Origin of the sequence: Paraburkholderia sp. RL17-381-BIF-C (assembly GCF_046026435.1) — a bacterium.
In the GTDB taxonomy this organism is placed as follows: domain Bacteria; phylum Pseudomonadota; class Gammaproteobacteria; order Burkholderiales; family Burkholderiaceae; genus Paraburkholderia.
This window is the reverse complement of the sequence record NZ_JARESX010000018.1, coordinates 16,644-42,625: the sequence shown is the minus strand read 5'-3', so window position 1 is coordinate 42,625 and position 25,982 is coordinate 16,644. Positions and strand designations below refer to the sequence as shown.

General features: G+C 65.1%; 24 protein-coding genes. 17 read left to right on the top strand and 7 right to left on the bottom strand.

Going from position 1 to position 25,982, the window contains the following annotated elements; genetic code table 11:
* Positions 1 to 16 precede the first annotated feature (16 nt).
* From P0D70_RS13810 to P0D70_RS13795, 4 genes are all read right to left on the bottom strand, one after another.
* Entirely contained in the window at positions 17 to 877 is an 861-nt protein-coding gene (locus P0D70_RS13810; protein WP_091802157.1) for a transporter substrate-binding domain-containing protein, read from the bottom strand.
* Between the two features lie 273 nt (positions 878 to 1,150).
* On the bottom strand, positions 1,151 to 1,831 hold the full coding sequence (locus P0D70_RS13805) for a methyltransferase family protein (protein WP_408184907.1): 681 nt from the start codon (positions 1,829 to 1,831) through the stop codon (positions 1,151 to 1,153).
* 12 nt (positions 1,832 to 1,843) lie between these two features.
* Positions 1,844 to 2,680 (bottom strand): arylamine N-acetyltransferase family protein, encoded by an 837-nt coding sequence (locus P0D70_RS13800; protein ID WP_408184906.1) that lies wholly within the window; start codon positions 2,678 to 2,680, stop codon positions 1,844 to 1,846.
* 227 nt (positions 2,681 to 2,907) lie between these two features.
* Entirely contained in the window at positions 2,908 to 3,591 is a 684-nt protein-coding gene (locus P0D70_RS13795) for a hypothetical protein (protein ID WP_091802166.1), read from the bottom strand.
* 336 nt (positions 3,592 to 3,927) lie between these two features.
* On the opposite strand from P0D70_RS13795, the gene P0D70_RS13790 reads away from it, so the two are divergent.
* The 6 genes from P0D70_RS13790 (at position 3,928) to P0D70_RS13765 (ending at position 11,869) form a co-directional block, all read left to right on the top strand.
* A complete protein-coding gene (locus tag P0D70_RS13790; protein WP_408184905.1) occupies positions 3,928 to 5,451 on the top strand; it encodes a carbohydrate porin in 1,524 nt (507 codons plus the stop codon).
* Positions 5,452 to 5,551: 100 nt separating this feature from the next.
* Positions 5,552 to 6,739 (top strand): NHL repeat-containing protein, encoded by a 1,188-nt coding sequence (locus tag P0D70_RS13785; protein WP_408184904.1) that lies wholly within the window; start codon positions 5,552 to 5,554, stop codon positions 6,737 to 6,739.
* 37 nt (positions 6,740 to 6,776) lie between these two features.
* On the top strand, positions 6,777 to 8,084 hold the full coding sequence (gene efeB / locus P0D70_RS13780; RefSeq protein ID WP_408184903.1) for an iron uptake transporter deferrochelatase/peroxidase subunit: 1,308 nt from the start codon (positions 6,777 to 6,779) through the stop codon (positions 8,082 to 8,084).
* A 61-nt stretch (positions 8,085 to 8,145) separates the two neighbouring features.
* Positions 8,146 to 9,177: an iron ABC transporter substrate-binding protein gene (locus P0D70_RS13775; RefSeq protein WP_091802179.1), complete on the top strand. Its 1,032-nt coding sequence runs from the start codon at positions 8,146 to 8,148 to the stop codon at positions 9,175 to 9,177.
* Positions 9,178 to 10,782 (top strand): ABC transporter permease, encoded by a 1,605-nt coding sequence (locus P0D70_RS13770; RefSeq protein ID WP_408184902.1) that lies wholly within the window; start codon positions 9,178 to 9,180, stop codon positions 10,780 to 10,782.
* A 28-nt stretch (positions 10,783 to 10,810) separates the two neighbouring features.
* Entirely contained in the window at positions 10,811 to 11,869 is a 1,059-nt protein-coding gene (locus P0D70_RS13765) for an ABC transporter ATP-binding protein (protein WP_408184901.1), read from the top strand.
* 85 nt (positions 11,870 to 11,954) lie between these two features.
* Here P0D70_RS13765 and P0D70_RS13760 read toward each other — a convergent pair whose 3' ends face one another.
* Positions 11,955 to 12,836, bottom strand: a complete 882-nt coding sequence (locus P0D70_RS13760; RefSeq protein WP_408184900.1) for a LysR family transcriptional regulator — start codon at positions 12,834 to 12,836, stop codon at positions 11,955 to 11,957.
* Positions 12,837 to 12,938: 102 nt separating this feature from the next.
* On the opposite strand from P0D70_RS13760, the gene P0D70_RS13755 reads away from it, so the two are divergent.
* Positions 12,939 to 13,862: a DMT family transporter gene (locus P0D70_RS13755; RefSeq protein WP_408184899.1), complete on the top strand. Its 924-nt coding sequence runs from the start codon at positions 12,939 to 12,941 to the stop codon at positions 13,860 to 13,862.
* A 169-nt stretch (positions 13,863 to 14,031) separates the two neighbouring features.
* Here the strand turns inward: P0D70_RS13755 and P0D70_RS13750 are convergent, their stop codons facing one another.
* Positions 14,032 to 15,330 (bottom strand): MFS transporter, encoded by a 1,299-nt coding sequence (locus P0D70_RS13750; protein ID WP_408184951.1) that lies wholly within the window; start codon positions 15,328 to 15,330, stop codon positions 14,032 to 14,034.
* 181 nt (positions 15,331 to 15,511) lie between these two features.
* On the opposite strand from P0D70_RS13750, the gene P0D70_RS13745 reads away from it, so the two are divergent.
* From P0D70_RS13745 to mdcH, 8 genes are all read left to right on the top strand, one after another.
* The gene (locus P0D70_RS13745; protein WP_408184898.1) at positions 15,512 to 16,285 is read left to right on the top strand and encodes a GntR family transcriptional regulator; all 774 of its coding nucleotides are present in this window, start codon (positions 15,512 to 15,514) and stop codon (positions 16,283 to 16,285) included.
* Between the two features lie 9 nt (positions 16,286 to 16,294).
* Positions 16,295 to 17,977 carry a malonate decarboxylase subunit alpha gene (gene mdcA, locus P0D70_RS13740; protein WP_408184897.1) on the top strand — a complete coding sequence of 561 codons (1,683 nt, stop codon included), beginning with the start codon at positions 16,295 to 16,297 and terminating at the stop codon, positions 17,975 to 17,977.
* Positions 17,978 to 18,081: 104 nt separating this feature from the next.
* Complete coding sequence (locus P0D70_RS13735; protein ID WP_408184950.1) at positions 18,082 to 19,026, top strand: triphosphoribosyl-dephospho-CoA synthase; 945 nt, start codon at positions 18,082 to 18,084, stop codon at positions 19,024 to 19,026.
* Positions 19,014 to 19,328 (top strand): malonate decarboxylase subunit delta, encoded by a 315-nt coding sequence (locus tag P0D70_RS13730; protein WP_408184896.1) that lies wholly within the window; start codon positions 19,014 to 19,016, stop codon positions 19,326 to 19,328. Before P0D70_RS13735 ends, P0D70_RS13730 begins: the two co-directional genes overlap by 13 nt.
* Positions 19,325 to 20,218, top strand: a complete 894-nt coding sequence (locus tag P0D70_RS13725; protein WP_408184895.1) for a biotin-independent malonate decarboxylase subunit beta — start codon at positions 19,325 to 19,327, stop codon at positions 20,216 to 20,218. Before P0D70_RS13730 ends, P0D70_RS13725 begins: the two co-directional genes overlap by 4 nt.
* Entirely contained in the window at positions 20,215 to 21,033 is an 819-nt protein-coding gene (gene mdcE, locus P0D70_RS13720; protein WP_408184894.1) for a biotin-independent malonate decarboxylase subunit gamma, read from the top strand. Before P0D70_RS13725 ends, mdcE begins: the two co-directional genes overlap by 4 nt.
* Positions 21,033 to 21,734, top strand: coding sequence for a malonate decarboxylase holo-ACP synthase (locus P0D70_RS13715; RefSeq protein WP_408184949.1), 702 nt, complete (start codon positions 21,033 to 21,035; stop codon positions 21,732 to 21,734). Before mdcE ends, P0D70_RS13715 begins: the two co-directional genes overlap by 1 nt.
* Entirely contained in the window at positions 21,734 to 22,666 is a 933-nt protein-coding gene (gene mdcH / locus P0D70_RS13710) for a malonate decarboxylase subunit epsilon (protein ID WP_408184893.1), read from the top strand. Before P0D70_RS13715 ends, mdcH begins: the two co-directional genes overlap by 1 nt.
* A gap of 29 nt (positions 22,667 to 22,695) precedes the next feature.
* On the opposite strand, the gene P0D70_RS13705 is transcribed toward mdcH, so the two are convergent.
* Positions 22,696 to 23,634 (bottom strand): LysR family transcriptional regulator, encoded by a 939-nt coding sequence (locus P0D70_RS13705; protein ID WP_408184892.1) that lies wholly within the window; start codon positions 23,632 to 23,634, stop codon positions 22,696 to 22,698.
* A gap of 186 nt (positions 23,635 to 23,820) precedes the next feature.
* On the opposite strand from P0D70_RS13705, the gene P0D70_RS13700 reads away from it, so the two are divergent.
* On the top strand, positions 23,821 to 24,600 hold the full coding sequence (locus tag P0D70_RS13700) for a putative hydro-lyase (RefSeq protein WP_408184891.1): 780 nt from the start codon (positions 23,821 to 23,823) through the stop codon (positions 24,598 to 24,600).
* Positions 24,601 to 24,664: 64 nt separating this feature from the next.
* Positions 24,665 to 25,966, top strand: a complete 1,302-nt coding sequence (locus P0D70_RS13695) for an MFS transporter (protein WP_408184890.1) — start codon at positions 24,665 to 24,667, stop codon at positions 25,964 to 25,966.
* The last annotated feature ends 16 nt before the right edge of the window (positions 25,967 to 25,982 follow it).

Genomic DNA, 25,982 nt, shown 5'->3' with positions numbered 1-25,982 from the left:
CGGGGCGCCCGCCAAATCAAGGCGTGACGTCGGTCTTGAACCACTTGTTGGAGAGCTTCTTGACGGTGCCGTCGGCAAGCGCGGCGCTGATCGCGGTGTCGAACTTCGCTTTCAGATCGGCGTCCTGTTTGCGGAACGCCAGGCCTTCACCCGGGCCCCAGATCGGGCCGCCGATCTTCGGGCCGGCCATCGCGATCGACGCGGTTTCTTTCTTGTCGATATTGGCGGCGTAGTAAGTCACGTCGTCGAACGAGGCGTCGATGCGGCCGTTGGCCAGATCCAGATCGCGCTCGGGCGAAGTCTTGTAGACGCGGATCGTGGCGATGTCCTTGAAGCCGTCGTTGATGAACTTGGTGTAGACCGTGCCCGACTGGATGCCGATGGTCTTACCCTTCAGCTGCTTGCGCAACGCGTCGACAGTCGGCTGGTCGGCCTTCGGATCGCCCGACAGCTTCACGACGCCGGCACCCGGCGCGGCCTTGGGCAAAATCTTCGCGTCGGCCACGGCGAACGTGGCGGGCGTCGCGGCGTACGGCTTCGAGAAGGCAATGATCTTTTCGCGCTCCGGCGTAATCGAAATCGCATCCATCAGGACATCGAACTTGCCAGCCTGCAGGCCGGGAATCATGCCGTCCCAGTCTTGCGCCACGAGGTTGCATTGCAGCTTGATGCGCTCGCACAGGTTGGCGACCAGTTCAGGCTCGAAGCCGCCCAGTTTGCCGCCTGGCAAGGTCAGGTTCCACGGGGCGTAGCCGCCTTCGAGCGCGATCGTCACTGTCTTCCAGTCTTTGGCCTGCACCGGTGCCGCGAAAATTGCCACGGCGCCGATAACGGCGCCGATCAATGCTTTTGCTGCCGTCGTGCGCTTCACTTTCACGTCGAAACTCCTTTGATTGAGGAAACCGTCGAACCGAGTGTTTAACCGCTGTTTAATTTGTATAGACAAGTCTGCATGAGTCAAAAAGCCGCTGCAAGACAATTTGCGGGAAATTGGCAGGATCATCGGGTAAGCCCCTAGACGATGCCGTGCGACGGGACTTTTCGGGGAGTTTTTACGTGTGAGAGGCGGACGGCGCGTGTCGCCGCATCGGCGCGCGTCTTTTGTTTTGTCTAGACAGGTTGATAGGCAGCGATGGTGTCGCGATGCGCCTCACCAGATAAACGGCACGAACCGATAACGCACGCGCGCCATGTAGTCCGTGTAACCGTCGAGTTGCGCGGCCAGCACGCGCTCTTCGCGCACCGCGCGCCAGCCGATGCCGATCACCATGACAGGCACGAGGGCGAGCCCCCACAACGACCCGAGCAGCAAAGGTGTGCCGACGAACATCAGCAGCGCCGCGGCGTACATGGGGTGACGCACATGCGCGTAGAGGCCGGTGTCGATCACCTTATGGCCCCGGCTTGCCTGGATTTTCACGACCGGCGCGGCATAACTATTGGCCTGGAACACGAAGCGGCACATGAAGAGGCAAAGGAACACGCACAGCGAGCCGAGGCTGACCAGCGCGACCGGCAGCGGCGCGGTCCAACGAAAGCGTATCGCGTCGAACGCCATCAGAACCAGCCAGCCGCACCACACCACCGCGACGGCCACCATGAATATGCGGTCCCAGCGGCTTTGCTGCTCCTGAACGAAAGGCGACAGACGCTCGGCGAGCAGACCGGGATCATGACGCGCGAGCCACAAGCCGATCCATAGACTCAGCACGCCCAACTCGATCACGTACCACCACGCGGCCGGCCACGCAAAGGTGCCCGCCGCGCCGAACAGCAGCGCGCCCATGCCGAGCAGCCACACCACCGTTTGAAAAATGAGGCGCGCGACCATGACCGTTCGTTGCTACGCGGTTTTCGGCGGCGTGCGCACGCGCTCGAATATCTCGGCGATGTCGATCTCACCGGTATCCAGGCCGAACTGATCGCGCAGACACGCGGCGAGTTCGGCGGCGCTCGCGATCTGCCGCTCGCTGATGAGCCGGCCGTCCGCGGCGCGTTCGCTCAATTGATCGTTGAGCAGCGCGAGCCGCGCTTCGGGCAGCACACGGCACACGATCAGCGTGCTCGCAAAAATCGCTTCTGGCGATGTCGACGTATACCAGTTCGAGGTTTCGTAATCGATCCACTCGACCGGATGCAGATCGAAGCGATAGACGCGCGCCCAACTTTCGTCGCGTGCCTGCACTTCGAGATAGAGCGCCTCGCGCGATGCGTCGGCAAGACGGAACGTACCGAGTTCGGTGGACTGCGCGAGTCCCGCGGTCAGCCGCAGCGGGGCGGTCAGCGTCACGCTGCCGAAGCCGACGTCCGCGATCCAGGCTTCGCCGCGTATGTCGACGCGCAACACCATGTGCGTGCGCGGCGGAACGGCGTCCGATTCGCGGCCCCACAGCACGCGCCCGAGCAACGGCGTGACCGTGAAGCCCAACTGAAGCAGCACGTCGGCGAACAGCGCGTTCTGTTCGAAACAGTAGCCGCCGCGGCGTTCGGTGATGAGTTTGCGCTCGACCGCCTCAAGATCCAGTTTCACCGGGCGCCGCGTGAGCGGGTTCAGGTTCTCGAACGGGATCGCGCGCGGATGCAACCGGTGAAGCGCCTGCAAGACTTCCAGCGTGGCCGCGCGCGGACCGTCGTAGCCTATGCGGGCGAAGTAGTTTTCCAGATTCACTGTGTGCGGCATCGGCAGGGTTCCGGTATGGTTTTGGGCGCCGGACGCTTATGCAACAGTGTGCGGCTGTGTGCGGTGATATGCGGCCAGGCGGTTTCGGAAATCGATCATAGCCGCTTTTAGGGTCCGCTCGCTGCCGTGCTGCTTACCTGTTTTCGTAGGCAGCGGCCCGCGCCGCCCGTGCGAGGGCGGCGCGCTTTGCCGAGGCCGTATGTTGCCTGCTGGCTGCCTACTTCCCCTTACTGCCCGCCCTTCAACGCCGAGGTGGCAATCGACGGCACGCTGATGCCGTGGCTCGACGCGAACTGCACGGCCGAACTCAGCGTGGACATCAACGATTGCAACTGGCCCGGCGCCGATTGCGCGATGTACGAGGCGCTTTGCGCCGTCTGCGGATTCATGCCGGACTGCAGCAGCGACGACGGACTCATCTGGCCGATGCTGCCGAGCCCCGACTGCAAGCTGGAATATTGGCTCACGCCTTTACCCAGCGACGACAACCCTTCCGTGAAGGCCTCCTTGTTGATCGGCGTAGCCGACGCACTGCCGCTCGCCCGGCTCGCAAAGGCTTGCGTCAGCGTTTGCGACAGCGACTGCTGCGTGCTGCCCACCTGAGTCAGTTGACTCACCGAGGGCGTGCCGCCGCTCAGCAATCCCGCCGCCTGCTGCGCCTGCCCCGCCGCGCTGCTCATGCCCATCGCGGAGGCAAGACTCGACTGGCCGCTGAGCACCTGCTGGTTCGCACCTACATAGGTCTGCAACAACTGCGAGACACCGCCCGACGAAGCCGTCGCCCCGGCGCCCGCCGAACTGTCGCCGCCGCCTATACCGAACTGTTTGAGATTCAATTGCGCATTCGACGCGCCACTCACCAGCAAACCGCTGCTCGCCAGCAGCGAAATCAACATCTTGCGTTTGTTCATATCCCTCTCCTGAATGGGCGTTTCGGGTATTCGTGCGAGTTCGACACGACACCCCGGAACGCGTTCGATATGACTACATCCATACGGTTCCATTACGTCTTTATTAACTTCGAATTACACGCAAATGCCATCCAATAGCAGCCCGTAAAGAACAAAGTTATAAGTCAGTAATATTGATGCGAATCGTTCTCATTTGTGTTGACGCACCCATTTCGCATGCGTACGATCTCGCCATCTGCTGCAACGGGTGTCGCGAACCATGCGGCAAAATCGCTGGCACGCGCCGACGCGCCGCGATGGTTCAAATCAGTCGATACAACACCAATAAGGATTTCGATGAAGTTCGCCGAATTCAACGGACCTGGCGCGAAGGCGCGTCCGTTTCGCGATTCCGTGCCGCGCGCCAAGGCGGCGTGCCGTTCACGGTTGCCTTCCTTGCGGCGCGCCGCGCTTTGCACGGCATTCGCCTGGGCGTCGCTGACTGCCGGCGCCGCGATGGCCGAAGCCAATCCCGACGCCACGCCGGAAGCGCCCGAGGCCGACCTGAAGATTCAGGCGACGCAGACGAACCAGTGGACCGGCTTCTGGAATCGACAGCAGATGCTCGGCGACATTGGCGGCTTGCGCCCGTGGCTCGGCAAATACGGTGTGACCTTCACGCTCACCGAAACCAGCGAAGTGCTCGCCAACCTGCGCGGCGGTCTCGCGCGTGGCGCCGACTACGACGGCCTGACGACCGGCACCGTGCAACTGGACACGCAAAAAGCATTCGGCTTGCCGGGCGGCCTCTTCAACGTCAGCGCGTTGCAGATTCACGGCGCCAATCTCAGCGCCAACAAGCTCGGCACACTGAATACGGCGAGCGGCATCGAAGCGGACGACGCCACCCGCCTGTGGGAACTGTGGTACCAGCAGTCGTTCCTGAACAAGCGCCTCGACGTGAAGATCGGTCAGCAAAGTATCGACCAGGAATTCATCACGAGCCAGTACTCGGCGCTGTTCGTCAACACGATGTTCGGCTGGCCCGCCTTGCCCTCGTACGACATGCCGTCCGGCGGCCCGGCGTATCCGTTGTCCGATCTGGGCGTGCGCGTGCGCGGCCAGATCACGCCTTCCTTGACCGCGTTGGCCGGCGTGTTCGACGGCGATCCGCTCGGCAACAACCCGAACAACAAGAGCGGCACCAACTTCAATCTGCACAACGGCACGCTGTTCATCGGCGAATTGCAGTACGCGATCAACCAGCCGGCCGACGGCGAAATGGTCGGCGCGGGCGGCGCCGGTTTGCCGGGCACCTACAAGCTCGGTGTCTGGTACAACAACGGCAGCTTCGCGGATCAGCGCTACGACAACACCGGCTTGTCGCTTGCGAATCCGGCGACGAGCGGCGTCGCGCAGAACCATCACGGCGACTACAGCTTCTACGCGGTGGCCGATCAGATGATCTGGCGTCCGGACCCGGACGAAGCGCGCAGCATCGGCGTATTTGCCCGCGTGATGGGCGCGCCCGGCGACCGCAACCTGGTGAGCCTCGCCGCCAACCTCGGCGTAGTCATGAAAGCGCCGTTCGCCGGCCGCGACAACGATAGCGTCGGCCTCGCGCTCACGTACATCAAGGTCGGCAATCACGTGAACGGGCTCGATACGGATGCGCGCGCATTCAGCAATAGCCCGTACGGCATACGCACCAGTGAAACCACGCTCGAGGCGACCTATCAGTATCAGGTCAATCCGTGGTGGCAACTGCAAGCTGACGCGCAATACACGTTCAACGCCGGCGCCGGCCAGAATCCGAACGATCCGACCCAGCCGCTGCGCAACACGTTCGTTATCGGCGTGCGAACCAACATCAATTTCTGATGACGTTCGCGCCCAACTCACACGCTACCGACACATCGAATTCCATGCTTTCGATCATGACCGCAATCACCGCTTTGTGCGCAGGCACGGAGGCTCAATCGTGAACAACCCCACGCGCAAGTTTTCGCCGCGCGCCGCGCGGGCCCTCGCATGGCCGCTCGCACGGCCCCTTGCACGGCCTTTGATCGCCGCCGCTGTCAGCGTGGCCGCATTCGCGACGGCCGGCAGCGCGCAGGCCGAGCCGCAAGGCTTCCTCGAAACCGTCAAGCATCACACCACGCTGATCAATACCGTGCCGGGCAACGGCGACCAGAATCCGTACGCGGTGGTGGTCGCGCCGGTCACGGCGGGCACCGTCAAACAAGGTGACGTGCTGGTCGGCAACTTCAACAACTCGACCAATCTGCAGGGCACCGGCAGCACGATCATCAACTATCACCCGGACACCAAAGAGATGACGGTGTTCGCCACGGTGCCGCGCGATCTGAAGGAATGCCCGGGCGGTATCGGCCTGTCGACCGCGATGACGATGCTCAAGTCCGGCTACGTGATCGTCGGCAGCACGCCGAGCAACGACGGCACCACGGGCACCAAGGGCGCCGGCTGCCTGATCGTGATCGATCCGCAAGGCAAGGTCGCCTCGACCATCACGAGCCCGAACATCAATGACCCGTGGGGCAACATGGCGGTCGTCGACAACGGCACCAGCGCGACGCTGTTCGTCAGCAACGCAGGCTTCGGCGTGGGCGGCGCGGACGGCAATCCGCCGGTATTCAAGCAGGCCACCGTGCTGCGCCTGGATCTCGACGTGCCGGCCGGCAAACCGCCCGTCGTCAAGAAAGAAACGGTGGTGGGCAGCAACTTCGGCGCGCAGGCGGATAAGGGCGTGTTCCTCGTCGGCCCGACCGGCCTCGCGCTTTCGGCCGATCAGAAACTGCTCTACGTGTCCGACGCGATCGGCAACCGCATCACCGAAATCGACGAACCGATGACGCGCGACACGAGCGCGGGCGTCGGCCGTCAACTGACCGCCGACGGCCTGCTGCACCGCCCGCTCGCCATGGTCACCGCGCCCAACGGCCACCTGCTCGTGACCAATGCGCTGAACGGCCAGATCGTCGAAATCGACCCGGCGAGCGGCAAGCAGATTTACGCGCGCTGGATCGACACCGACAAGGCGCAATCGCCGCCGGGCAACGGCGACCTGTTCGGCCTCGCAATGACGCCTGAAGGCGACGGCTTCTACTACGTGCAGGACGACGTGAACACGCTCGTGCTCGCGAAGTGATTTCAATGTTCCAACGCCAAATGAAGGTGAAGTAACCATGGCAAACGATCACCCCCCCCGGCCTTCACGGCGCGGGTTTCTCAAGGCGGGCGGTGCCGCGGTCGCAGCAGGCGCGAGCCTCGGCGCGGGGCTGGCTACGTCGCAGAGCGCGCTCGCCAGAACGCAGGCGCATGCCCCCGTCGATCCGCAAGTGGCCGTCGAGCCGTTCTACGGCGTGCATCAAGGCGGCATCGTCACACCGCAGCAAAGCCACACCTACGTCGCCGCGCTCGATCTGACCACCGAGAAACGTGACGACGTGATCGCGCTGCTGCGCGCGTGGACCGACGCCGCCGCGCGTCTCACGCAAGGCGGCACGGCCGCGCCGCTGCCGACCGGCGACGCCGGCGACAACAAGGCCGCGCCCGATTCCGGCGATGTGCTCGGCCTCGGCCCCTGCGGCCTGACGATCACCTTCGGCTTCGGCCCCGGTCTTTTCACGCACGAAGGCAGGGATCGCTACGGCCTCGCCGCGCGCCGCCCCGCCGCGCTCGTCGATCTGCCGCGTTTTAACGGCGACCAGTTGATCAAGGAAAAAACCGGCGGCGATCTGTTCATTCAGGCCTGCGCGAACGATCAGCAGGTCGCGTTTCACGCGGTCCGGCAGTTGGCGCGTCTCGCTTACGGCACGGCGGCGATGCGCTGGGGCCAGTCCGGTTTCCTGTCGGGTCCGCGCGGTCAGACGCCGCGCAATCTGATGGGCTTCAAGGACGGCACCAACAATCCGTCCACCGCGAAGCCGCAGTTGATGAACGAATTCGTGTGGGCCGGCGCCAGCGCCGACGCGCCGTGGATGGAAGGCGGCACCTACACCGTCGTGCGACGCATCCGCATCACGCTGGAGCACTGGGACAACACCGAGCTGGACTTTCAGGAACAGGTATTCGGGCGCCACAAGTACAGCGGCGCGCCGATCGGCAAGAAGAACGAGTTCGACGCCGTGGACCTGAAGGAAGAGGACAAGGACGGCAATCCGGTGATTCCGGAGAACTCGCACGTGCGTCTGTCGAATCAGGCGAGCAACAACGGCGCGCAGATTCTGCGGCGTTCGTACTCGTATAACGACGGCACGAACTTCTACATCGAGCGCTGGCCGCCATGGCGCCAGGAAACCGAATACGACGCGGGCCTCATTTTCATCGCGCATCAGGGCGACCCGCGCACCGGCTTCATTCCGATCAACGACAAGCTCGCGAAGTTCGACATGATGAACCAGTTCACGACGCACGTAGGCAGCGCGATTTTCGCCGTGCCGCCGGGCGCGAAGCCGGGTTCGTATATCGGCGCGGGATTGTTCGAGGCGTAATGCGAGCCGCGCAGTCGGCAAAACACAAATCAACTATCACATCAAAACGGATTTCTGGATCATGGCTTACAACTGGTTTGGCACTCGTCTGCGTGTTCTGAGCAGCGCGGCCGCGCTCACGCTGGCCGCTTTCGCGACGGTGCCGTCGGCGGCGCACGCCGCGTCGATCACGCTGTATAACGCGCAGCACGAGCAGGTCGTCAATCTGCTCGCCAAGGACTTCGAAAAACAGTCGGGCATTTCGGTGAAGATCCGCAACGGCGAAGGGCCGGCCATGGCCGCGCAGATCGTCGCCGAAGGCGCCGCCACGCCCGCCGACGTGTACTTCACGGAAAACTCGCCCGAGCTCATGCTGCTCGAAGAGAAAGGCCTGCTGAACAAGGTGGACGCCTCGACGCTCGCCACCGTGCCGGCGCGCTTCAGTTCGCCGAGCGGCGCATGGGTGGCGGTGACCGCGCGTGAAAACGTGCTTGCCTATAACACCACCAAGGTGCAGGCATCGCAACTGCCGCAATCGCTATTCGATCTCGCCAAGCCGGAATGGAAAGGCAAGATCGGCATTGCCCCGAGCGACGGCGACTTCCTGCCGCTCGTCTCCGCGGTGCTCGCGTTGAAGGGCGAGGCGCAAACGGTGCAGTGGCTCAAGGGCCTGAAAGCCAACGCGCAGATTTTCGACGACGACGAAGGCGTGGTCGCCGCAGTGAACCGCGGCGGTGTCGCGACCGGACTGATCAACAACTACTACTGGGCGCGCCTGCATGCCGAACTCGGCGACGGCAAAACCCGCAGCGCGATCTATCACTTCGGCAACGGCGACGCCGGGGCGGCCGTGAACGTGTCGGGCGCCGCGGTGCTGAAGTCCGCGCACAACACGGACGGCGCCCAGAAGTTTCTCGCGTACCTGGTCAGCGACCGCGCGCAGCAGTTGATGGCGAATAGCCACGTCATGTTCGAATATCCGCTGCACGCAGGTGTCGCGCCTGACCCGATTCTTAAACCGTTCGCTGAACTGAGCCCGCCGCCGCTGACCATCCAGCAACTCGGCGACGACAGCCAGGCCGGCAAGCTGCTGCGCCAGGCAGGCCTCCTGTAAATGAGCGAAGCATTGTCAGCCGGCCCGCCGGTTGTCCCCTCTGACCCGGCGCGCGCCCGTCCGCGCGCGCCGCGTGGCCTGTTCGCGGCGGCGGCACTGAGCGCTTTGCTGGTATTGCTGCCGATCGCGTTGACGTTCTGGCGCGCCGCGAGCTTTGGCGCCGGCGAGGCGATCGATCTGATCTTCCGTCCGCTGGTCGGCGAACTGCTGATCAACACGCTGACGATCACCGTCTCGACCACGCTGGTCTCCGCGGTGGTCGGCACGGCTGCCGCGTGGTTCGTCGAACGCACGCACTTGCCGGGACGCCGCGCGTGGGCCGTGTTGAGCGCCGCGCCGCTCGCCATGCCGGCCTTTATCTCGAGCTATGCATGGGTGTCGCTGAGCCTGGATTTGCAGGACTTCGCGGGCGCGCTGCTCGTGCTCACCTGCGCGTATTTTCCGCTCGTCTATCTGCCGGTCGCCGCAGCGTTGCGCAGCATGGATCCCGCGCTCGAAGAAAGCGCGCGCGCACTCGGCTGCAACCGTTGGACCACCTTCATTCGCGTGGTGCTACCGCAACTGCGTCCCGCGTTGCTCGGCGGCATGCTGCTGGTCGCGCTCGGCGTGCTGTCCGAGTTCGGTGCGTTCACGCTGTTGCGTTTTCACACGTTCACCACGCAGATCTACGCGGAATTCCGCACCAGTTTCGATGGCGGCGGCGCGTCGCTGCTCGCGTGCCTGCTGATCGTGATCTGCCTGATCGTGCTGGCATTCGAGTTCCGCGTGCGCGGCGCGGCGCGTTATGAACGCGTCGATCGCGGCACCCGCCGCGCGGTGTTGCGCTACGACCTCGGCGTGTGGCGCTGGATCGTCGTCGGCGGCTTTGCGCTGCTGTCGCTCACTACGCTCGGCGTGCCGCTCGGCATGATCGGCTACTGGCTCACACAACCGGGCGCGGCTGCCGTCACGCCGGCCGACGTGTCGCCCGAACTGCTGTTCAATGCGACGCTCTCATCGCTCGGTTTCGGTCTGGCCGCCGCGTTGCTGACCACGCTGCTGGTCGTGCCGCTCGCGTTCCTGCTGGTGCGCTATCCGACCCGTTTCGCGACGCTGTTCGAACGCACGGTGTTTCTCGCGCAAGGCGTGCCGGGTCTCGTGATCGCACTGGCGATCGTGTCGCTCGCGGTCCACGTGCTGCAACCGCTCTATCAGAGCGCGACACTGCTGGTGATCGCCTACGCGATGCTGTTCATGCCGGTGGCGCTGGTCAGCGTGCGCGCCGCCTTCATACAGGCGCAGCCGCGCCTCGAAGAGACCGCACGCGCACTCGGCCTGAACTGGTCGCAAACGCTGTTTCGCGTGGTGTTGCCGCTGGCGGCGCCTGGACTCGGCGCGGCCGCGGCGATGGTGTTCATCTCGGTCGTCACCGAACTGAACGCGACGCTGCTGCTCTCCCCGCTCGACACGCAAACGCTCGCCACCCAGGTCTGGGCCGACACCTCGACCATGGCGTTCGCCGCCGCCGCGCCGTACGCGGCGCTGCTCACCGGCATTTCGCTATTCGCCTCGGGCCTGCTGTTCACGCTGCTCGGCAAGTCGGCGCTACTCGGCGAACGCGGCTGACGCGCCGCGCTTTTACCATCGGATTGTCATGAGCGAACTTCGTATCCGCGGGCTGCAAAAATCTTTCGACGGCCAACCGGTGCTGCACGGCATCGATCTTTCCGTCGAGCGCGGCACGTTGCTGGCGCTGCTGGGTCCGTCGGGCAGCGGCAAGACCACGCTGCTGCGCCTCTTGTGCGGTTTCGAACGCGCGGATGGCGGCAGTGTCGAAATCGACGGCCGCCGCGTGGCCGGCGACGGTCTGCATGTGCCGTCGGAACAGCGCCATATCGGCTACGTGCCGCAGGAAGGCGCGCTGTTTCCGCATCTGTCCGTGGCGGAGAACATCGTGTTCGGCTTGCCGCGCGCGCAACGCCGCGCGCGGCATCGCGTGGCCGAGTTGCTTGAGCTGGTCGGCTTGCCGGCCAACTTCGGCGAACGCGCGCCGCAGCAGCTATCGGGCGGGCAGCAGCAACGCGTCGCGCTGGCGCGCGCGCTCGCGCCGTCGCCCACGCTGGTGATGCTCGACGAACCCTTCTCCTCGCTCGACGCCGCACTGCGACTCGAAACCCGGCAAGCCGTGGCAAGCGCGCTGGCTGCGACCGGCGCGACGGCCGTACTGGTCACGCACGATCAATCCGAGGCGTTGTCGCTTGGGCATGAGGTGGCCGTGTTGTGGAACGGCCGGCTGATCCAGACGGCGACACCGGAAAACCTCTACCGTCGGCCCGTGACGCGCGAGCTGGCGTCGTTCGTCGGCGAGGCGGTGTTGTTGCCGGGCGTGGTCAGTCAGAACCGCGTGAGTTGCGAACTGGGCGAATTGCCGCTGTCCGGGCCGATAGGCGAAGGCGCTGTCGATGTGATGGTGCGGCCCGAGCAGATCCGGCTGCTGCGCGCCGAAGACACGCTGCACAACGGCGCGCCAGTGCATGACGCGGTCGTCACGGAGGTGGTCTTCCAGGGACAGGACGCAGGCGTCGCGCTGCAACTGCGCGCCGCCACGCGAACCCTGATCCGCGCGCGCGTGCCGGGTTATCTTTGCCCGCGGCCAGGCGAACAGGTCCGGCTCGCGGTAGATGGCGAGGTGACGGCTTACGCGCGTGCCTAGTCGCCGCGTTTGAATATCAAAAAGTGCGAAGGCGGACTTGGCCGCCGCCTTCGGCCACTCGACTCGCCGTCGCCTCGTCTCGCCGCTAGGCCGACGCCCCACGCGATTGGGGCCGCACCGACAAATCCTGCACCATCTGCGCGGCCAGGTAATCACACGTCGGCCGGTCCGACTTGGCGCTGCGCGCCACCACGATTTCCAGCGGCGCGATGCTCGGCAAGCCCTGCGCTTCACCGAGAATCGCGAAGCGCGGCGGCACGCTGCAACGCGTGAGCGCAATCACCGACAACCCCGCATCCACGGTCGCCACCAGCCCCATCAGGCTCGCGCTGCTGAACGCCGCGCGATAGCGGATACGCGCGCCGTCCAGCGCGGCCAGCGTATGCTGGCGCGCCACGCAGCCCGGCTCGTAAAGTCCCACCGGTAGCGGCGACGCCGCCAGCACAGGTGTATCCACCGACGCCCCCACCCACACCATCGGCTCGCTGCGCACGAATTCGCCGCGTAACTTGCGGTCGCGCGTGACGAAGGCGAGGTCGATCTTGTTGTCGGCCAGCATCGGCGCGAGCGAGGTGCTCTGCGCGCAGACGATTTCGATCTCCACATGCGGATACAGATTCGAAAAACGCCGCAATACGGGCGACAGCAACGAGGATACGTAATCGTCCGGCGCACCGAGCACCACCCGCCCGGTGACCTCGGGCCGCACGATCGCCGACCACGCCTCCTCATGCAGCGCCAGCACGCGCCGCGCGTATTCGAGCAGCGTATTGCCCGGCCGCGTGAGCGACAGATTGCGCGTATTGCGGGCGAACAGCGTCGTGCCGAGCATGGTTTCGAGCCGCTTGATCTGCATGCTGACGGCCGCCTGCGAACGATGCACGGTCGCCGACGCCTTCGTGAAGCTGCCCGTTTCCACCACCGCGACGAAAGTGCGCAACAGATCGACGTCGAATTCCGGGTGCATGATTTATCAATTCAGCTTATGGAATTGCTCAATTTAATTCGTTTGTCGGTACCGTGCAAGCCGCGCAATACTCGCGACATACCATCACGGAGACCGCTGCGCATGTCCCTCACCCAACGTCAACAAGGCGCCATCACGCTGGCCAGCGGCGGGCTGTTGATGGGCACCATCGGGATCTTCGTCGAGGAAGCGCGGCTCGGCGCGCTGACGCTGGTGTTCTTTCGCTGCCTGTTCGGCTTTCTCGCGCTCGCCGCGTATTGCGCCTGGAAAGGCTTCTTCACGCACGCGCATTTCACGCGACGCACCGTCGCGCTCGCGCTGATCTCGGGCGTGCTGATGGTCACGCAGTGGGTCGGGTTCTTCGATGCGATTCATCGCACCAGCATCGCGGTCGCTACCGTGGTGTTTCACGTGCAGCCGTTCTGGGTCGTGCTGATGGGCGCGGCGTTGTTCAACGAGCGGCTCGGCGTGGACCGGCTCGGATGGATTGCGACTGCCTTCGTGGGACTCGTGCTCGCGTCGGGCGTCGCGGCCACCGAGCATCTGCAAGGCCACACGAGCTATCTGATCGGCATTGGTGAAGCGCTCGCGGGTTCGGTGCTGTATGCGAGCGTTACGGTGATCGCCAAGGGACTCGGCGATTTACGGCCGCATCTGCTGACGCTCGCGCAGTGTGCCGTGGGCGTCGTGTGCCTGCCGTTCATTGCGCCGCTCACCGCTGAGCATATCGGCCCGATGCAGTGGTTTTGGCTGGTTGGCATGGGCGTGCTGCATACGGGACTGTCGTATGTGCTGATTTACGGCGCGTTGCCCAAGCTGAGCACGCCGATCATTGCCGTGTTGCTGTTCGTGTACCCGTTGACGGCGATCCTGGTGGATGCCGTTGTGTACGGGCGGGCCTTATCGATGCCGCAGCTTGCCGGCATGGCGTTGATCGTGGTCGCGAGTCTGGGGGTCAATCTCGGGTGGCCGCTGCTTTCGTTGCTACGGCCGGGTGGACGGGCGCGACGGCATTCGTGCGATTAATCGCCAGTAATTTGGCAGAAGTTCTCGACCAACTTCATCTGGATACCGAATTAGTTTCACGAAATGAGATGCATGCCGACAATCAATTGATTGAACCGCGCGTGGCGGAGGCTGACTGCACGCAATCATGCGCGAAGCCAGCCTCACCCTGCTCAGCCAAGCCGCCAACTCACTGCGGCAACACCTCGCCCTTCGTCTCCGGCGCAAACGGAATCACGAACAGGCCGACGATAAATGCCAGCGCCGTCAGCGCCACCGGCACGCCGAGCGTATGCATATGCAGCACTGCCGCGCCGAGCAGAAAATTGACGCCCGCGCCGACGAACCGCCCGAACGACGTGCAGAACGCAAACGCCGTCGCTCGCACCCGTGTTTCGAACTGCTCCGGCAGCCACAAGCTGAACAGCGCGAAATTGCCACCGAAGAATCCCAGCACGAACAGCCACGCAATGAACGGCGCGAGACCGTTAGGCAAATAAAATGCCCAGCCGAAACTGCCGACGATCGCGATCGCCATGCCGAGGAAGTAGATCGCCAGCGTCTTCTTGCGGCCGATGCGCTCGGCTAGCGGCGGCAACGCGAGACAGCCGAGGATCGTCGCGATGGACAACAAGCCCGTGGCCAGCGAGGCCGTTCTGATCGCGTCGTTCTTGGCCATGCCGGCCTTGGTCGCCAGTTGAATCACGGCGGACGGCTCGTACACCGCGCCGGCCCACAACCCGATGATGGCGATCGTCAGCAGAATGCAGGCCACCCAGGTGCGGCGCCGATACGCCGGTCCCATGATCTCGCGCAGCGGTTTGGTGCGCACCGTGCGCGCCTCGGCCTTCTGCCACTTCTCCGACTCTTTCACGCGCAGCAGGATCAGAATCGCGACCACCACGGGCACCGCGCCGGTCAGGAACATCGCGCGCCAGCCGTAATGCACGCCGACCGTGTAATTCAGCGCCGCAGCGAGGAAGAAGCCGGCGTAGTAACCCGTCTGCAGATAACCGGCGCCCATCTTGCGGCGATCCTCCGGCCACGCCTCCGCCACATACGTCCCGGCCAGCGCCCACTCGCCGCCAATACCGACACCGGCAATGAAACGATAGATGCCGAGTTCCCACACGTTGTGCGAGGTCGCCGCGAGGCCCGTGAAAATCGCGAACGTGAAGATCGTGCCGGCCAATACCTTGGTGCGGCCGTAGCGGTCGGCGAGCGGCCCCCAGATGAACGACAGGCCCCAGCCGACCAGAAACAGCGCGAACAGGATTGAACCGGCGAGGCCGACGTTCGCGGGCGTCGCCGCATAACCCGAGCGCGGCAGCAGTTCGGTCAACGCCGGCGTTAGCACGAGCGCATAGATGAACGAGTCCATCCCGTCGAGCGTCCAGCCTGCCCACGCTCCCCAGAAGCCTGCGATCTGCGAACGGTTGAGCGGCGTGCGACGCCGCGTGACCGACGCGCGGTCGGTTAGTGAATTCATCATGCTCCTCCGGCCCAACGGTTAATGTACGTAACGGCAACGACGAGAGATGGCGCGTTTGTGATGACCTGACGGCGTGCATGTACGAATGGTCAGGAGCATTGGCGAGCAGAACGGCAAAAATGTTTTGCGGGTTTGCCCACCTGTAATTTGCGTCTTTTTATATATAATATTTAATATTATGAGCGATGCAATAGATGGTTTTCCCCTGGACGCTCCGGCGCAAAGCCCGCTTTTACCTGCGGCCGCGCCGCGTGAGAGCACGTCCCACCTGATCGCGGAGGCGCTGCGCGCGGCGATCGTCAACGGCACGCTGGCGCCTGGCGCGCCGCTGCGGCAAGACGCGATCGCGCGGCATTTCTCAGTCAGCGCAATTCCCGTGCGCGAGGCCTTGCGGCAGTTGGAGAGCGAGGGTTGGGCCAAAGCCGCTGTACACAAAGGCGCGACCGTCGCCCCTTTGTCGGCGGAAGAAGCGCGCGAGATCTACGAGATCCGTTCGGCGCTGGAAAGCCTTGCGATCGGTCTTGCGATTCCCCATCACACCGCCGCCACGCTGCGCGAAAGCGCCAGTCTGTGCCGCGCCGCCGAACGCGAAGCCGACCCTTCGCTGTATGTCGAGCGCAATGTGGCGTTTCACATGAGCCTGTATGCGCCCGCAGCGCGTCCGCAGCTTGCCGACATGATCGGTACGCTGCACCGGCGCGGCGAACGATATCTACGCCTGAAGTTCGGCTTGCCGTCGTACAAGGGCGAGTCCGACAATGAACACGCCGCCCTGCTCGACGCCGTGCAACGCCGCGACGTGCCCACCGCGCAGGCGTTGGTTGTCGCGCATCTGCTGGGCACGGGCGACCTGCTTTATCGTTTTTTGACCGAGCGCGCGCAGGCTGAAGCCGCGCTAGCGAATCAACCCAAGCCGCGCGGCAGACGCCCGCGCGCCGCCACCGGGAGCTGAGAGAAGCCGATGAACCGACCCGCCCAAGCCGCTGCGTCCGCAGTGTCGCCCCCTACCGCCGCCCGTTCGTGGACCACGCGCCGCGACGAAAAGAACCGCCGCCTCGCCGCCATTGCACCCTGGCTGGAAGACGGCGTGCTGCCGTCGAACCGTATCGTCGATGCCCTCGAAACGCTGATTCAGCCAGGCGACCGCGTCGCCCTAGAAGGCGACAACCAGAAACAGGCCGATTTCCTGTCGCGCTCGTTCGCCAAGGTCGATCCGCAAAAGATCCACGACGTGCATCTGCTGATTTCGAGCATTGGCCGTCCTGAGCATCTGACGCTGTTCGAGCGCGGCATCGCGCATAAAGTCGACTTCTCGTTCGCCGGGCCGCAAAGCCTGCGCGTCGCGCAACTGCTCGAAGACGGCCAACTGGAAATCGGCGCGATCTATACGTATGTCGAGTTGTACGCGCGCATGTTCGTGGATCTGACGCCGCACGTCGCGCTGCTGTGCGCGGAAAAGGCCGATCGTCACGGCAATCTGTACACCGGCGCGAATACCGAAGACACGCCGACCATCGCCGAGGCGGCCGCCTTCCGTCATGGCATCGTGATCGTTCAGGTCAACGAGATCGTCGACGAATTGCCGCGCGTCGACATTCCGGGCTCATGGGTCGACGTGGTCGTGCAGGCGGACCGGCCGTTCGCCGTCGAGCCGCTGTTCACGCGCGATCCTCGCCATATCGGCGACCTGCAGGTGCTCACCGCAATGATGGTGATTCGCGGCATCTACGAACCGTACGGCGTGACATCGCTGAATCACGGTATTGGTTTCGACACGGCCGCGATCGAATTGCTGCTGCCCACTTACGGCGAGTCGCTCGGCCTGAAGGGCAAGATCTGCCGCAACTGGACGCTCAATCCACATCCCACCATGATTCCCGCGATCGAATCGGGCTGGGTCGACAGCATTCATTGTTTCGGCAGCGAAGTGGGCATGGAGGCGTATATCGAGGCGCGTCCCGACGTTTTCTTTACCGGTAACGACGGCAGCCTGCGCTCGAACCGCGTGCTCTGCCAACTGGCCGGGCAATACGGCGTCGATCTGTTCATCGGCTCGACCTTGCAGATCGATGCGGACGCGAATTCGTCCACCGTCACGCGGGGGCGTCTGGCCGGGTTCGGCGGCGCGCCGAACATGGGCCACGATCCGCGCGGCCGGCGTCATTCGAGCGAAGCGTGGCTCAAGCTGCTGCGCGATCAGGGCCCGGTGTCGCGTGGCCACAAGCTCGTCGTGCAAATGGCCGAGACCTACAAGAAAGGCGGCGAGCCGACCTTCGTCGATGAACTCGACGCCGTCGCGGTCGGCGCGAAAAGCGGCATGCCGATCGCGCCCGTGATGATCTACGGCGACGACGTCAGCCATGTCGTCACCGAGGAAGGCATCGCGCATCTGCATAAGGCCGAAGGTATCGACGAGCGGCGCGCGGCGATCGCCGCCGTGGCCGGCGTGACGCCGATCGGGCTGCGTGCCAAACCGGAGAAGACCGCGGAGTTGCGCCGGCGCGGCATCGTCGCGTATCCCGAGGATCTCGGCATTCGTCGCGGCGAGGCCAAGCGCTCGCTGCTGGCGGCGCGCAGCATCGACGATCTGGTGACGTGGTCGGGGGGGTTGTACGAACCGCCGGCGCGCTTCAGGAGCTGGTAAGCATGGCGCCCGCTGCTTTGCTCGCGCGTACGGCGCAAGCGTCGACTCCGAGCGCTCGCGCCGTACGCGCGACGCAGGCCGATCTTCGCGCCGGACCTGCCGGAGTGGCTGGAGTGGCTGCACTTGCCGGCGCCGCTGACGGCACGACCGTTCTGCACACCGCTCCGCGCACCGCCCGCCTCGCGCCCACGCCCTCCGACGCGCAACTCGCCCGTTACGCAGTCACCGCGCTAATCGACGAAGCGCAACTCACGCCAAAGCCCGCGCTGGTCGACCGGCGCGGCAGCGGCGCGCATCACGACCTCGATCTCGCCACCATGCTGCGTTCGGCCAACGCACTCGAGCCGACCTTTGCCGCACTCGCACGCGCAGCGCGCCGCCGGGGCGAACCGTCCGCGTTGCTGCGCACCGAGCTCGCGCAGATCGGCCGCGCCGGCGAACTGGACATGCTGCACGCCACAGGCGGCAGCAACGCGCATCGCGGCGCGATCTGGATCGTCGGGCTGCTGGTCGCGGGCGCGTCGCTGCCTGGAGGCGCCATGCGTCTGAACGCATCGAGAATCTGCACGGGAGCCGCGCAGATCGCGTGCTTCCCGGATCGCTTCGCCGCACCGTCAGACAGTCATGGCGAACGCGCGCGTCAGCGCTACCACGTCGGTGGCGCGCGCCGCGAAGCGCAAGACGGCTTCCCGCACGTCGTCGACGTGGGCTTGCCTGCGTTGCTCGCGGCGCGCGCGCGAGGCATCGACGAAAACGAAGCGCGCGTCGACGCCCTGCTCTCGATCATGGCGTTGCTGGACGACACCTGCCTGTTGCATCGCGCGGGGTTGCCCGGCCTGCACGCCGGACAGCACGGCGCGCAACGCGTGCTGGACGCGGGCGGCAGCTCGACGTCCGCGGGCCGCGCCGCCCTCGCCGCGCTCGAACACGACTTGCTGTCGCTCAACGCATCGCCCGGCGGCGCAGCCGATCTGCTCGCCGCCACTCTCTTTCTCGACATGCTGGCGCATCACGACGCCAGCGGGAGCCAGGACTCATGGAACATCTGACCTTCGACTATCCGGCGCAACGCGCCGTCACGACCCGCGCGCATGTCGGCGTGGTGGGTTCGGGCGACCTGGAAGTATTGCTCTCGCCCGCCGATCAGGCCGGCGCGCTGAGCGCGCATGTGGTCGTGCGCACCAGCGTGGACGGCTACAGCCACATCTGGAAAAGCGTGCTCGACCGCTTCTTCACCCGCTACGACGGCGCCGCGCAAATCGAAATCAACGACTTCGGCGCGACGCCCGGCGTGGTCGCATTGCGGCTCGCGGAAGCCGTCGAAGCCGCCGAACAGGGAGACGACGCATGAACACGGTTGCGAGCACTCAACCCGCGCCGATGCTGCGCGAAAGTTTCATCGAACTGCCGGCGCGCGAGCGGGCCCGCTCGCTGCTGGATGCGGGCACCTTCCGCGAACTGCTCGGCCCATTCGACCGGATCGAGTCGCCGTGGCTGCCGCTGCAAGGCGTCGTCTGCCAGGCGGATGACGGCTGCGTGATCGCGCGCGGCACCATCGACGGCGAGCCCGCCGTGGTCGCCGCGATCGAATCCGCGTTCCAGGGCGGCAGCATCGGCGAAGTGTCGGGCAGCAAGATCGCCGCGGCGCTCGAACTGGCCCTGCGCGACTGCGAAAACGGCAAGATCGTGCGGCCGGTCGTGCTGTTCGAAACCGGTGGCGTGCGGCTTCAGGAAGCCAACCTCGGCCTCGCGGTGATCTCCGAGATTCAGGCCGCCATCGTCGCGCTGCGCCGGCATGTGCCGGTGGTCGGCGTGATCGCGGGCATGGTCGGCTGCTTTGGCGGCATGTCGCTGGCGGCTGCGCTGTGCTCGTATCTGGTCGTCACGAAGCAGGGGCGGCTTGGCATGAACGGCCCCGAAGTGATCGAACAGGAAGCCGGCATCGAAGAACTCGACGCCAGCGATCGCCGCCGCGTGTGGCAACTGATCGGCGGCGAACAGCGAACGGCAACCGCGCTCGCCGATCAACTGGTCGACGACGATGCCGACGCGGTGCGCGCCGCCGTGCGTTCCGCGTTCACGCAAGGTGTGCCGGCCGCGCATCGCACCGAACAGGTCGACCTTTTTCTGAACCGGCTCGCGCGGATCGATCCCGCCAGCGTCACGCCGGAAACCATGCGCGACGTGTTCAACCGTCAGGCGCAGAACGAGCAGAACGCATTGCGCAAGGAGCAAGCATGAGCGACGTACAACTCAGCCGCGGCGCGCGCTGGTTCCAGGCGCTCGCCGGCGAATCGGCCAGCCAGGCGCCCGTGTGGAGCGGCGACGCGCAACTCGGCGGCGAAACCGTCCACTTCTTCTCGGTGGTGCCCGATCCATCAAACCGCTTTCCTCGCGCCACCGACAACGTGGTCGGCCTCGAACAGGGCTGGCGGCTCGCTCGCGCCGTGCGCGACGTCATTGCACGAGACGAAGCGAGCGGCACGCGCCGCCCGATCGTCGCGATCGTCGACGTGAAAAGTCAGGCTTACGGCTATCGCGAGGAAATGCTCGGCATTCACCTCGCCTGTGCGGCGGCCGTCGACGCGTACGCGGCCGCACGCGACGCGGGTCATCCCGTGATCGCGCTGATCGTCGGGCCGGCGATGTCGGGCGCCTTCCTCGCGCACGGTTATCAGGCCAACCGCATCGTCGCGCTCGACGCGCCCGGCACCATGGTTCACGCCATGGGCAAGGAAGCCGCCGCGCGCGTCACGCGCCGCACGGTCGAAGCACTCGACGCACTCGGCGAAACCATCGTGCCGATGTCGTACTCGATGGCGTCGTTCGCCAAGCTCGGCCTGCTGGACCAGTTGATCGACGGCGTCGATGCCGACGCGCCCGACGCCGCGCAGATCGAGCGCGTGCGCGAAGTTCTGAGCGAGCAGATTCGCAGCGTGCGCGACGATGGTCGCCGCAACCTCGCGCATCGGCTGGAATCGGCGGCGGCGCAGAAGAACCGCGCGGCGTCGATCGAAGTGCGCCGCCGTCTCGCCGAACAATGGGATGCCGCGTGATGCAGGTGTGCGCCGCGCCGCCGTTTGCAATCGACCACGCGTTGTCATGCAATGCGCGATGGCGGCCGCATGACTTGTTGCGCCTGCGACATTTGCAGGCTTTCGAGGGCGAACCGGCGTGGGTGCGCGAGGCTTTCGGACGCGCGCCGTATGCGGTCGTCAGACGCGCACTGGCGGCTGAAGGGTTCGTTGCAATCGGTATGCGCGGTGCCGGGCGCTCGCAGCGCTACGGGACGTGGGCGTCGTCGGCGGATGTGGTGAGCGCCGTGTCGCCGGAAGCGCTGGCGTCAAGCACGCCGCTCGAAGGGCGCGGCGCATTGCCCGCGTTCGCCGCGCTCGCCGCGTTGCAGGACGACGCGGCTGGCCCGTTGGGCGCGTTGACGTGGGGACCGACCGGCAGCGCCGGCTTTGAACTGGCCACACGCGTGGCGACGGTAACGGCGTCGAGCGATCTCGATCTGCTGATCAGAACGGACGAAAAACCGCTCGCGCGAAACCACGCGATTGAATTGCTGGATCATCTGCAGGTACTGGCGCGACGTGTGGGCGTTCGCGTGGACGCACAACTCGAAACGCCCGCGGGTGGCGTGGCGCTGGCCGAATGGGCCGCGGGGAAACCGCGCGTGATGGCACGCCATGCGAGCGGCCCGCGCCTGATTACCGATCCGTGGGCCACCGCGACTCACGGTAGCCACGCCTGATGCTCGCCCTGCTTTTCCCCGGACAAGGCGCGCAGACCGACGGGTTCCTGCATCGCCTGCCTCGGCATCATGCAGTGCGCGACACACTCGAGGAAGCCTCGCAGGTGCTCGGCGTCGACGTGCTCACACTGGACACGCCGGACGCACTGCGCTCGACCGTCGCCGTGCAGATCGGCTTGACGGTGGCAGGCGTGGCGCTCACGCGCGCGCTGGCCGATGAACAGCTCGTGCCGGAGATCAGCGCGGGCTTATCGGTCGGCGCCTATGCAGCGGCGGTAAGCTGCGGCGCGATTCATTTCGACGATGCGCTGAAGATGGTTCGCCGCCGTGCCGAGCTGATGGAAACGGCCTACCCATCCGGCTACGGTCTCGCCGCCATCTCCGGTTTGACCGAATATCAAGTGGAAACACTCGCCGTACGGCATGCCGATGAAGACCACCAGCATATCTACATCGGCAACGTGAATGCGCCGCGCCAGATCGTGATAGCGGGCGCGAACGAAGCGCTCGACGCCTTCATCGCACGCGCGCTGGCCGCCGGCGCGCGCAAGGCCACGCGCCTCGCGGTGAGCGTGCCGTCGCATTGCGAACTGCTCGCACAGGCCACGGACGAATTGGCCGCTTACGCTAAGGATGTGCCTTTTCACGCGCCGCACAGTACGTATGTCGGCAATCGCGGCGGACGTCCTTTGTACACGGCGGACGCGATCCGCGACGATCTCGCGACCAACATGCGCTACACCGTGCGCTGGTTCGACGCGCTCACCGTGATGCAGGAAATGGGCGCGCGTGTGCTGATCGAAGCGCCGCCGGGACAGGTATTGACCGACATTGCGCGCGAGTACTTTCCGGATACCGCCGCGCTTGCGGCCAGCACGTTCCCGTTCGATCGGCTCGTGGCCACTGTGCGACGGCGTCTGGACGCGCGCTGAATGAGCCACGGCGTGTTCGTCAGCATGCCTCAGCGTTTCCCGATCAACTGCCGTCCCATCGCCTTCGCATACTGATCGCAAGCGTTGCGCGCGACACGGGATGCCGCGAGCACACCGACGTCGGCATCGTCGCGGTAGTACATCGCGACGTCGATCGGTGGCGGCAATGGCCGTACCTGCAATTGGCCCAGTTCGCCACGGGTCAGATAAGGCTCGACGAATAACGCGGGCACGGCCGCCACCCCATAACCGTCGCGCAGCAGTTTCACGATCACCGCGACCGACGGCATGCAGGTCACCTGCGTCTGCGCGAGCGGCACGCCGGCGCGCTTTGCGAGCGCCTGCACGATCCCTTCGACCGCGATTTGAGGCGCGGTACCACGGCCGAACGTCAGCACGGGCTTGCTCAATACCGTCTGCACATGTTTCGCGCGGCTGGCCGGTATCAGATCGCTGCGCGCGATCCAGCGCACGGGATAGCTCGCCAGCAAGGTCGAGACGATCGACGCCTCGTGCTCCGCGGTTTCCTCCACCTGAATCACCAGATCCAGTTCGCCCGCCCGCAAACGCGGTCCGAGTATCGCGCTCGAATCGACCGTGAGGTCCACGACGATGCGGTTGTATTCGAGGTTCAGCATCCGGATGTAGTCCGGCAGCCAGCTATGCACCACCGTCTCGATCACGCCGAGGCGCAATCGCGTCGCCACTTGCGTCTCGTCCTGCGCGGCCAGTTGCAGCGAGCGCGTGGCCTGCACCACCGAGCGCGCGTGCGCGAGCAGCCGCTCGCCATTCACGGTGAGCTGAAAGTCAGCGGCATCGCGCTCGATCAACTCGACGCCCAACTCGGCTTCGAGCGTCTTGATGCGCAGCGAAATCGCGGCGGGCGTCGCGTGCATGGCGGTGGCGGTCGCGCGAAAACTGCCCAGGCGGGCGAGCGTCAGAAAGGTTTCGACAAAGCGGGTATTCATTGCGGAGCTCTCTCAACAACGGCGGAATGCACGCGATCATCGCCGCAAACCGGCTGCGGCGCTGTTAAGTTTAATTTAACGAAACGCAATAAAAACTCGCTGGATGGATATTTTTGACGTTACTAATCTGGGTCGCAACGCTGAAGTGTTTTCAGCCACACCGGTCTACCTGGAGCCGAGCAGTTCATGTCCTACACGCCATCCGAGTTTCGTCAGCAGATTCGCGCTCGCCGATTGTCCGGTCCGACAGCCGGCTACTGCGGAGATTATGCGCAAGCCAACCTCGCCATCCTGCCCCGTCAATACGCCGACGATTTTCTGCGCTTCTGCACGCTCAACCCGAAAGCGTGTCCGCTGCTGGGCATCGGCGAACCGGGCGACTGGCGCGTGCCCGCGCTCGGCGCCGATCTCGACATCCGCAACGACGTGCCAGCGTTTTACGTGTACCGGCATGGCGAGCGCGCCGAGGAAGTGCGCAGTCTCGACGAACTGTGGCGCGACGACCTGGTGGTGTTCGCGATCGGCTGCTCGTTTTCCTTCGAAGAAATGCTGCGGCGCGAAGGCATCGCGTTACGTCATATCGAACAGCAAGTCAACGTGCCGATGTATCGCACGCGCGAGCGCAACGTGGCGGCCGGCGTATTCGGCGGCAACCGCGTCGTGTCGATGCGGCCGATGAAGGCCGCCGACGCCATCCGCGCGATACAGATCACCAGCCGCTTTCCCGCCGTGCACGGCGCGCCGGTTCATATCGGCGATCCGTCGCTGATCGGCATTCGCGATCTGGCGCGTCCCGATTTCGGCGACGCCGTCGAAGTGCGCGGCGACGAACTGCCGGTGTTCTGGGCTTGCGGTGTCACACCGCAAGCCGCCATCGAAAGCGCGCGTCTGCCGTTCGCGATCGCTCACAAGCCGGGACACATGCTCGTGACCGACATTCCCAACACCACGCTCGCGGTGCTGTAGCCAACGCGTTTTTCCCTCACCTGCCGCGCGACGAGCCGCGGCCCACGACGACCGGAGTGCAAGCATGGAAACCGAAGCGCAGTTGACCGCCGACGCTGAAACTTACGGCGCATCCGGCACAGGGAAAGGCCCGTTCGCGTGGTATCGGCAGATCTCCGGCAGTGAGAAGCGCGCCTTCTGGAGTTGCAAGATCGGCTACGTGCTCGACGCGATGGACACGCAATTTCTGAGCTTCGTCATTCCGACGTTGATCGCGACATGGGGCATCACGCGCGGCGACGCCGGCCTGATCGGCACCGTCACGCTGCTGAGTTCGGCGCTCGGCGGCTGGGCCGCCGGCGTGCTGTCGGATCGCATCGGCCGCGTCAAAACCTTGCAGATCACGATTCTCTGGTTTGCCGTCTTCACGCTGGCTTGCGCGCTGGCGCAGAATTTCGCGCAATTGCTATGGGCGCGCGGGCTGATGGGCCTCGGCTTCGGCGGCGAGTGGACGGCAGGCGCGGTGTTGATCGGCGAAGTGATCCGCGCGCGCGATCGCGGCAAAGCGGTGGGCCTCGTGCAGGCGGGCTGGGCGATCGGCTGGGGCATTTCCACGCTGCTCTTCATGGCCGTGTTCTCGCTCGTGCCGCCCGATTACGCGTGGCGTGTGCTGTTCGCCATCGGTATCGCGCCGGCGCCGTTCGTGATCTGGATCCGACGCTTCGTCGACGAGCCCGAGGTGCATCGGCAGCAGAAAGCGGCGCAGGCCGCCTCGCAAACGCGTACCTCGCTGCTCGACATTTTCCGTGGCGAGATTCTGTGGACGACGCTGCGCGCATCGGTGCTGGCAACCGGTGTACAAGGCGGCTACTACGCAGTGACGACCTGGCTGCCGACGTATCTGAAGACCGAACGGCATCTCAGCGTAATCGGTACCGGCAGCTATCTGGGCGTGGTGATCGTCGGCTCGTACTGCGGCTATCTCACCGGCGCCTATGTCAGCGACAGGATCGGGCGTAAGCGCGCCTTCATCGCGTTCGCGCTGGCGTCGTGCGGAATTGCGCTGATCTACACGCAACTGCCGCTCGACAATCTCTCGATGCTGGTGCTCGGCTTCCCGCTCGGCTTCTGCGCGTCCGGCATTTTCTCGGGCATGGGCGCGTTCCTCACCGAGCTGTTTCCCACCCGCATGCGCGGCTCCGGCCAGGGCTTTTGCTACAACTTCGGGCGGGCAATCGGCGCAACGTTTCCGTTCCTGATCGGCTACGTCTCGCAAACGATGACGCTCGGCCACGCGATCGGCGTGTTCGCGGCGGCGGCGTACGGTGTCGTGATCCTCGCTGCGTTGACGCTGCCCGAAACCCGAGGCCGGCAACTCAGCGCGTGAGGCACCACCGCACTGC

Coding starts and splice junctions, on each gene's coding strand:
- P0D70_RS13805 (WP_408184907.1), bottom strand. CDS start 1,831: ATGGTCGCGCGCCTCATTTTTCAAACGGTGGTGTGGCTGCTCGGCATG.
- P0D70_RS13800 (WP_408184906.1), bottom strand. CDS start 2,680: ATGCCGCACACAGTGAATCTGGAAAACTACTTCGCCCGCATAGGCTAC.
- P0D70_RS13795 (WP_091802166.1), bottom strand. CDS start 3,591: ATGAACAAACGCAAGATGTTGATTTCGCTGCTGGCGAGCAGCGGTTTG.
- P0D70_RS13790 (WP_408184905.1), top strand. CDS start 3,928: ATGAAGTTCGCCGAATTCAACGGACCTGGCGCGAAGGCGCGTCCGTTT.
- efeB (WP_408184903.1), top strand. CDS start 6,777: ATGGCAAACGATCACCCCCCCCGGCCTTCACGGCGCGGGTTTCTCAAG.
- P0D70_RS13775 (WP_091802179.1), top strand. CDS start 8,146: ATGGCTTACAACTGGTTTGGCACTCGTCTGCGTGTTCTGAGCAGCGCG.
- P0D70_RS13770 (WP_408184902.1), top strand. CDS start 9,178: ATGAGCGAAGCATTGTCAGCCGGCCCGCCGGTTGTCCCCTCTGACCCG.
- P0D70_RS13765 (WP_408184901.1), top strand. CDS start 10,811: ATGAGCGAACTTCGTATCCGCGGGCTGCAAAAATCTTTCGACGGCCAA.
- P0D70_RS13760 (WP_408184900.1), bottom strand. CDS start 12,836: ATGCACCCGGAATTCGACGTCGATCTGTTGCGCACTTTCGTCGCGGTG.
- P0D70_RS13755 (WP_408184899.1), top strand. CDS start 12,939: ATGTCCCTCACCCAACGTCAACAAGGCGCCATCACGCTGGCCAGCGGC.
- P0D70_RS13750 (WP_408184951.1), bottom strand. CDS start 15,330: ATGAATTCACTAACCGACCGCGCGTCGGTCACGCGGCGTCGCACGCCG.
- P0D70_RS13745 (WP_408184898.1), top strand. CDS start 15,512: ATGAGCGATGCAATAGATGGTTTTCCCCTGGACGCTCCGGCGCAAAGC.
- mdcA (WP_408184897.1), top strand. CDS start 16,295: ATGAACCGACCCGCCCAAGCCGCTGCGTCCGCAGTGTCGCCCCCTACC.
- P0D70_RS13730 (WP_408184896.1), top strand. CDS start 19,014: ATGGAACATCTGACCTTCGACTATCCGGCGCAACGCGCCGTCACGACC.
- P0D70_RS13725 (WP_408184895.1), top strand. CDS start 19,325: ATGAACACGGTTGCGAGCACTCAACCCGCGCCGATGCTGCGCGAAAGT.
- mdcE (WP_408184894.1), top strand. CDS start 20,215: ATGAGCGACGTACAACTCAGCCGCGGCGCGCGCTGGTTCCAGGCGCTC.
- P0D70_RS13715 (WP_408184949.1), top strand. CDS start 21,033: ATGCAGGTGTGCGCCGCGCCGCCGTTTGCAATCGACCACGCGTTGTCA.
- mdcH (WP_408184893.1), top strand. CDS start 21,734: ATGCTCGCCCTGCTTTTCCCCGGACAAGGCGCGCAGACCGACGGGTTC.
- P0D70_RS13705 (WP_408184892.1), bottom strand. CDS start 23,634: ATGAATACCCGCTTTGTCGAAACCTTTCTGACGCTCGCCCGCCTGGGC.
- P0D70_RS13700 (WP_408184891.1), top strand. CDS start 23,821: ATGTCCTACACGCCATCCGAGTTTCGTCAGCAGATTCGCGCTCGCCGA.
- P0D70_RS13695 (WP_408184890.1), top strand. CDS start 24,665: ATGGAAACCGAAGCGCAGTTGACCGCCGACGCTGAAACTTACGGCGCA.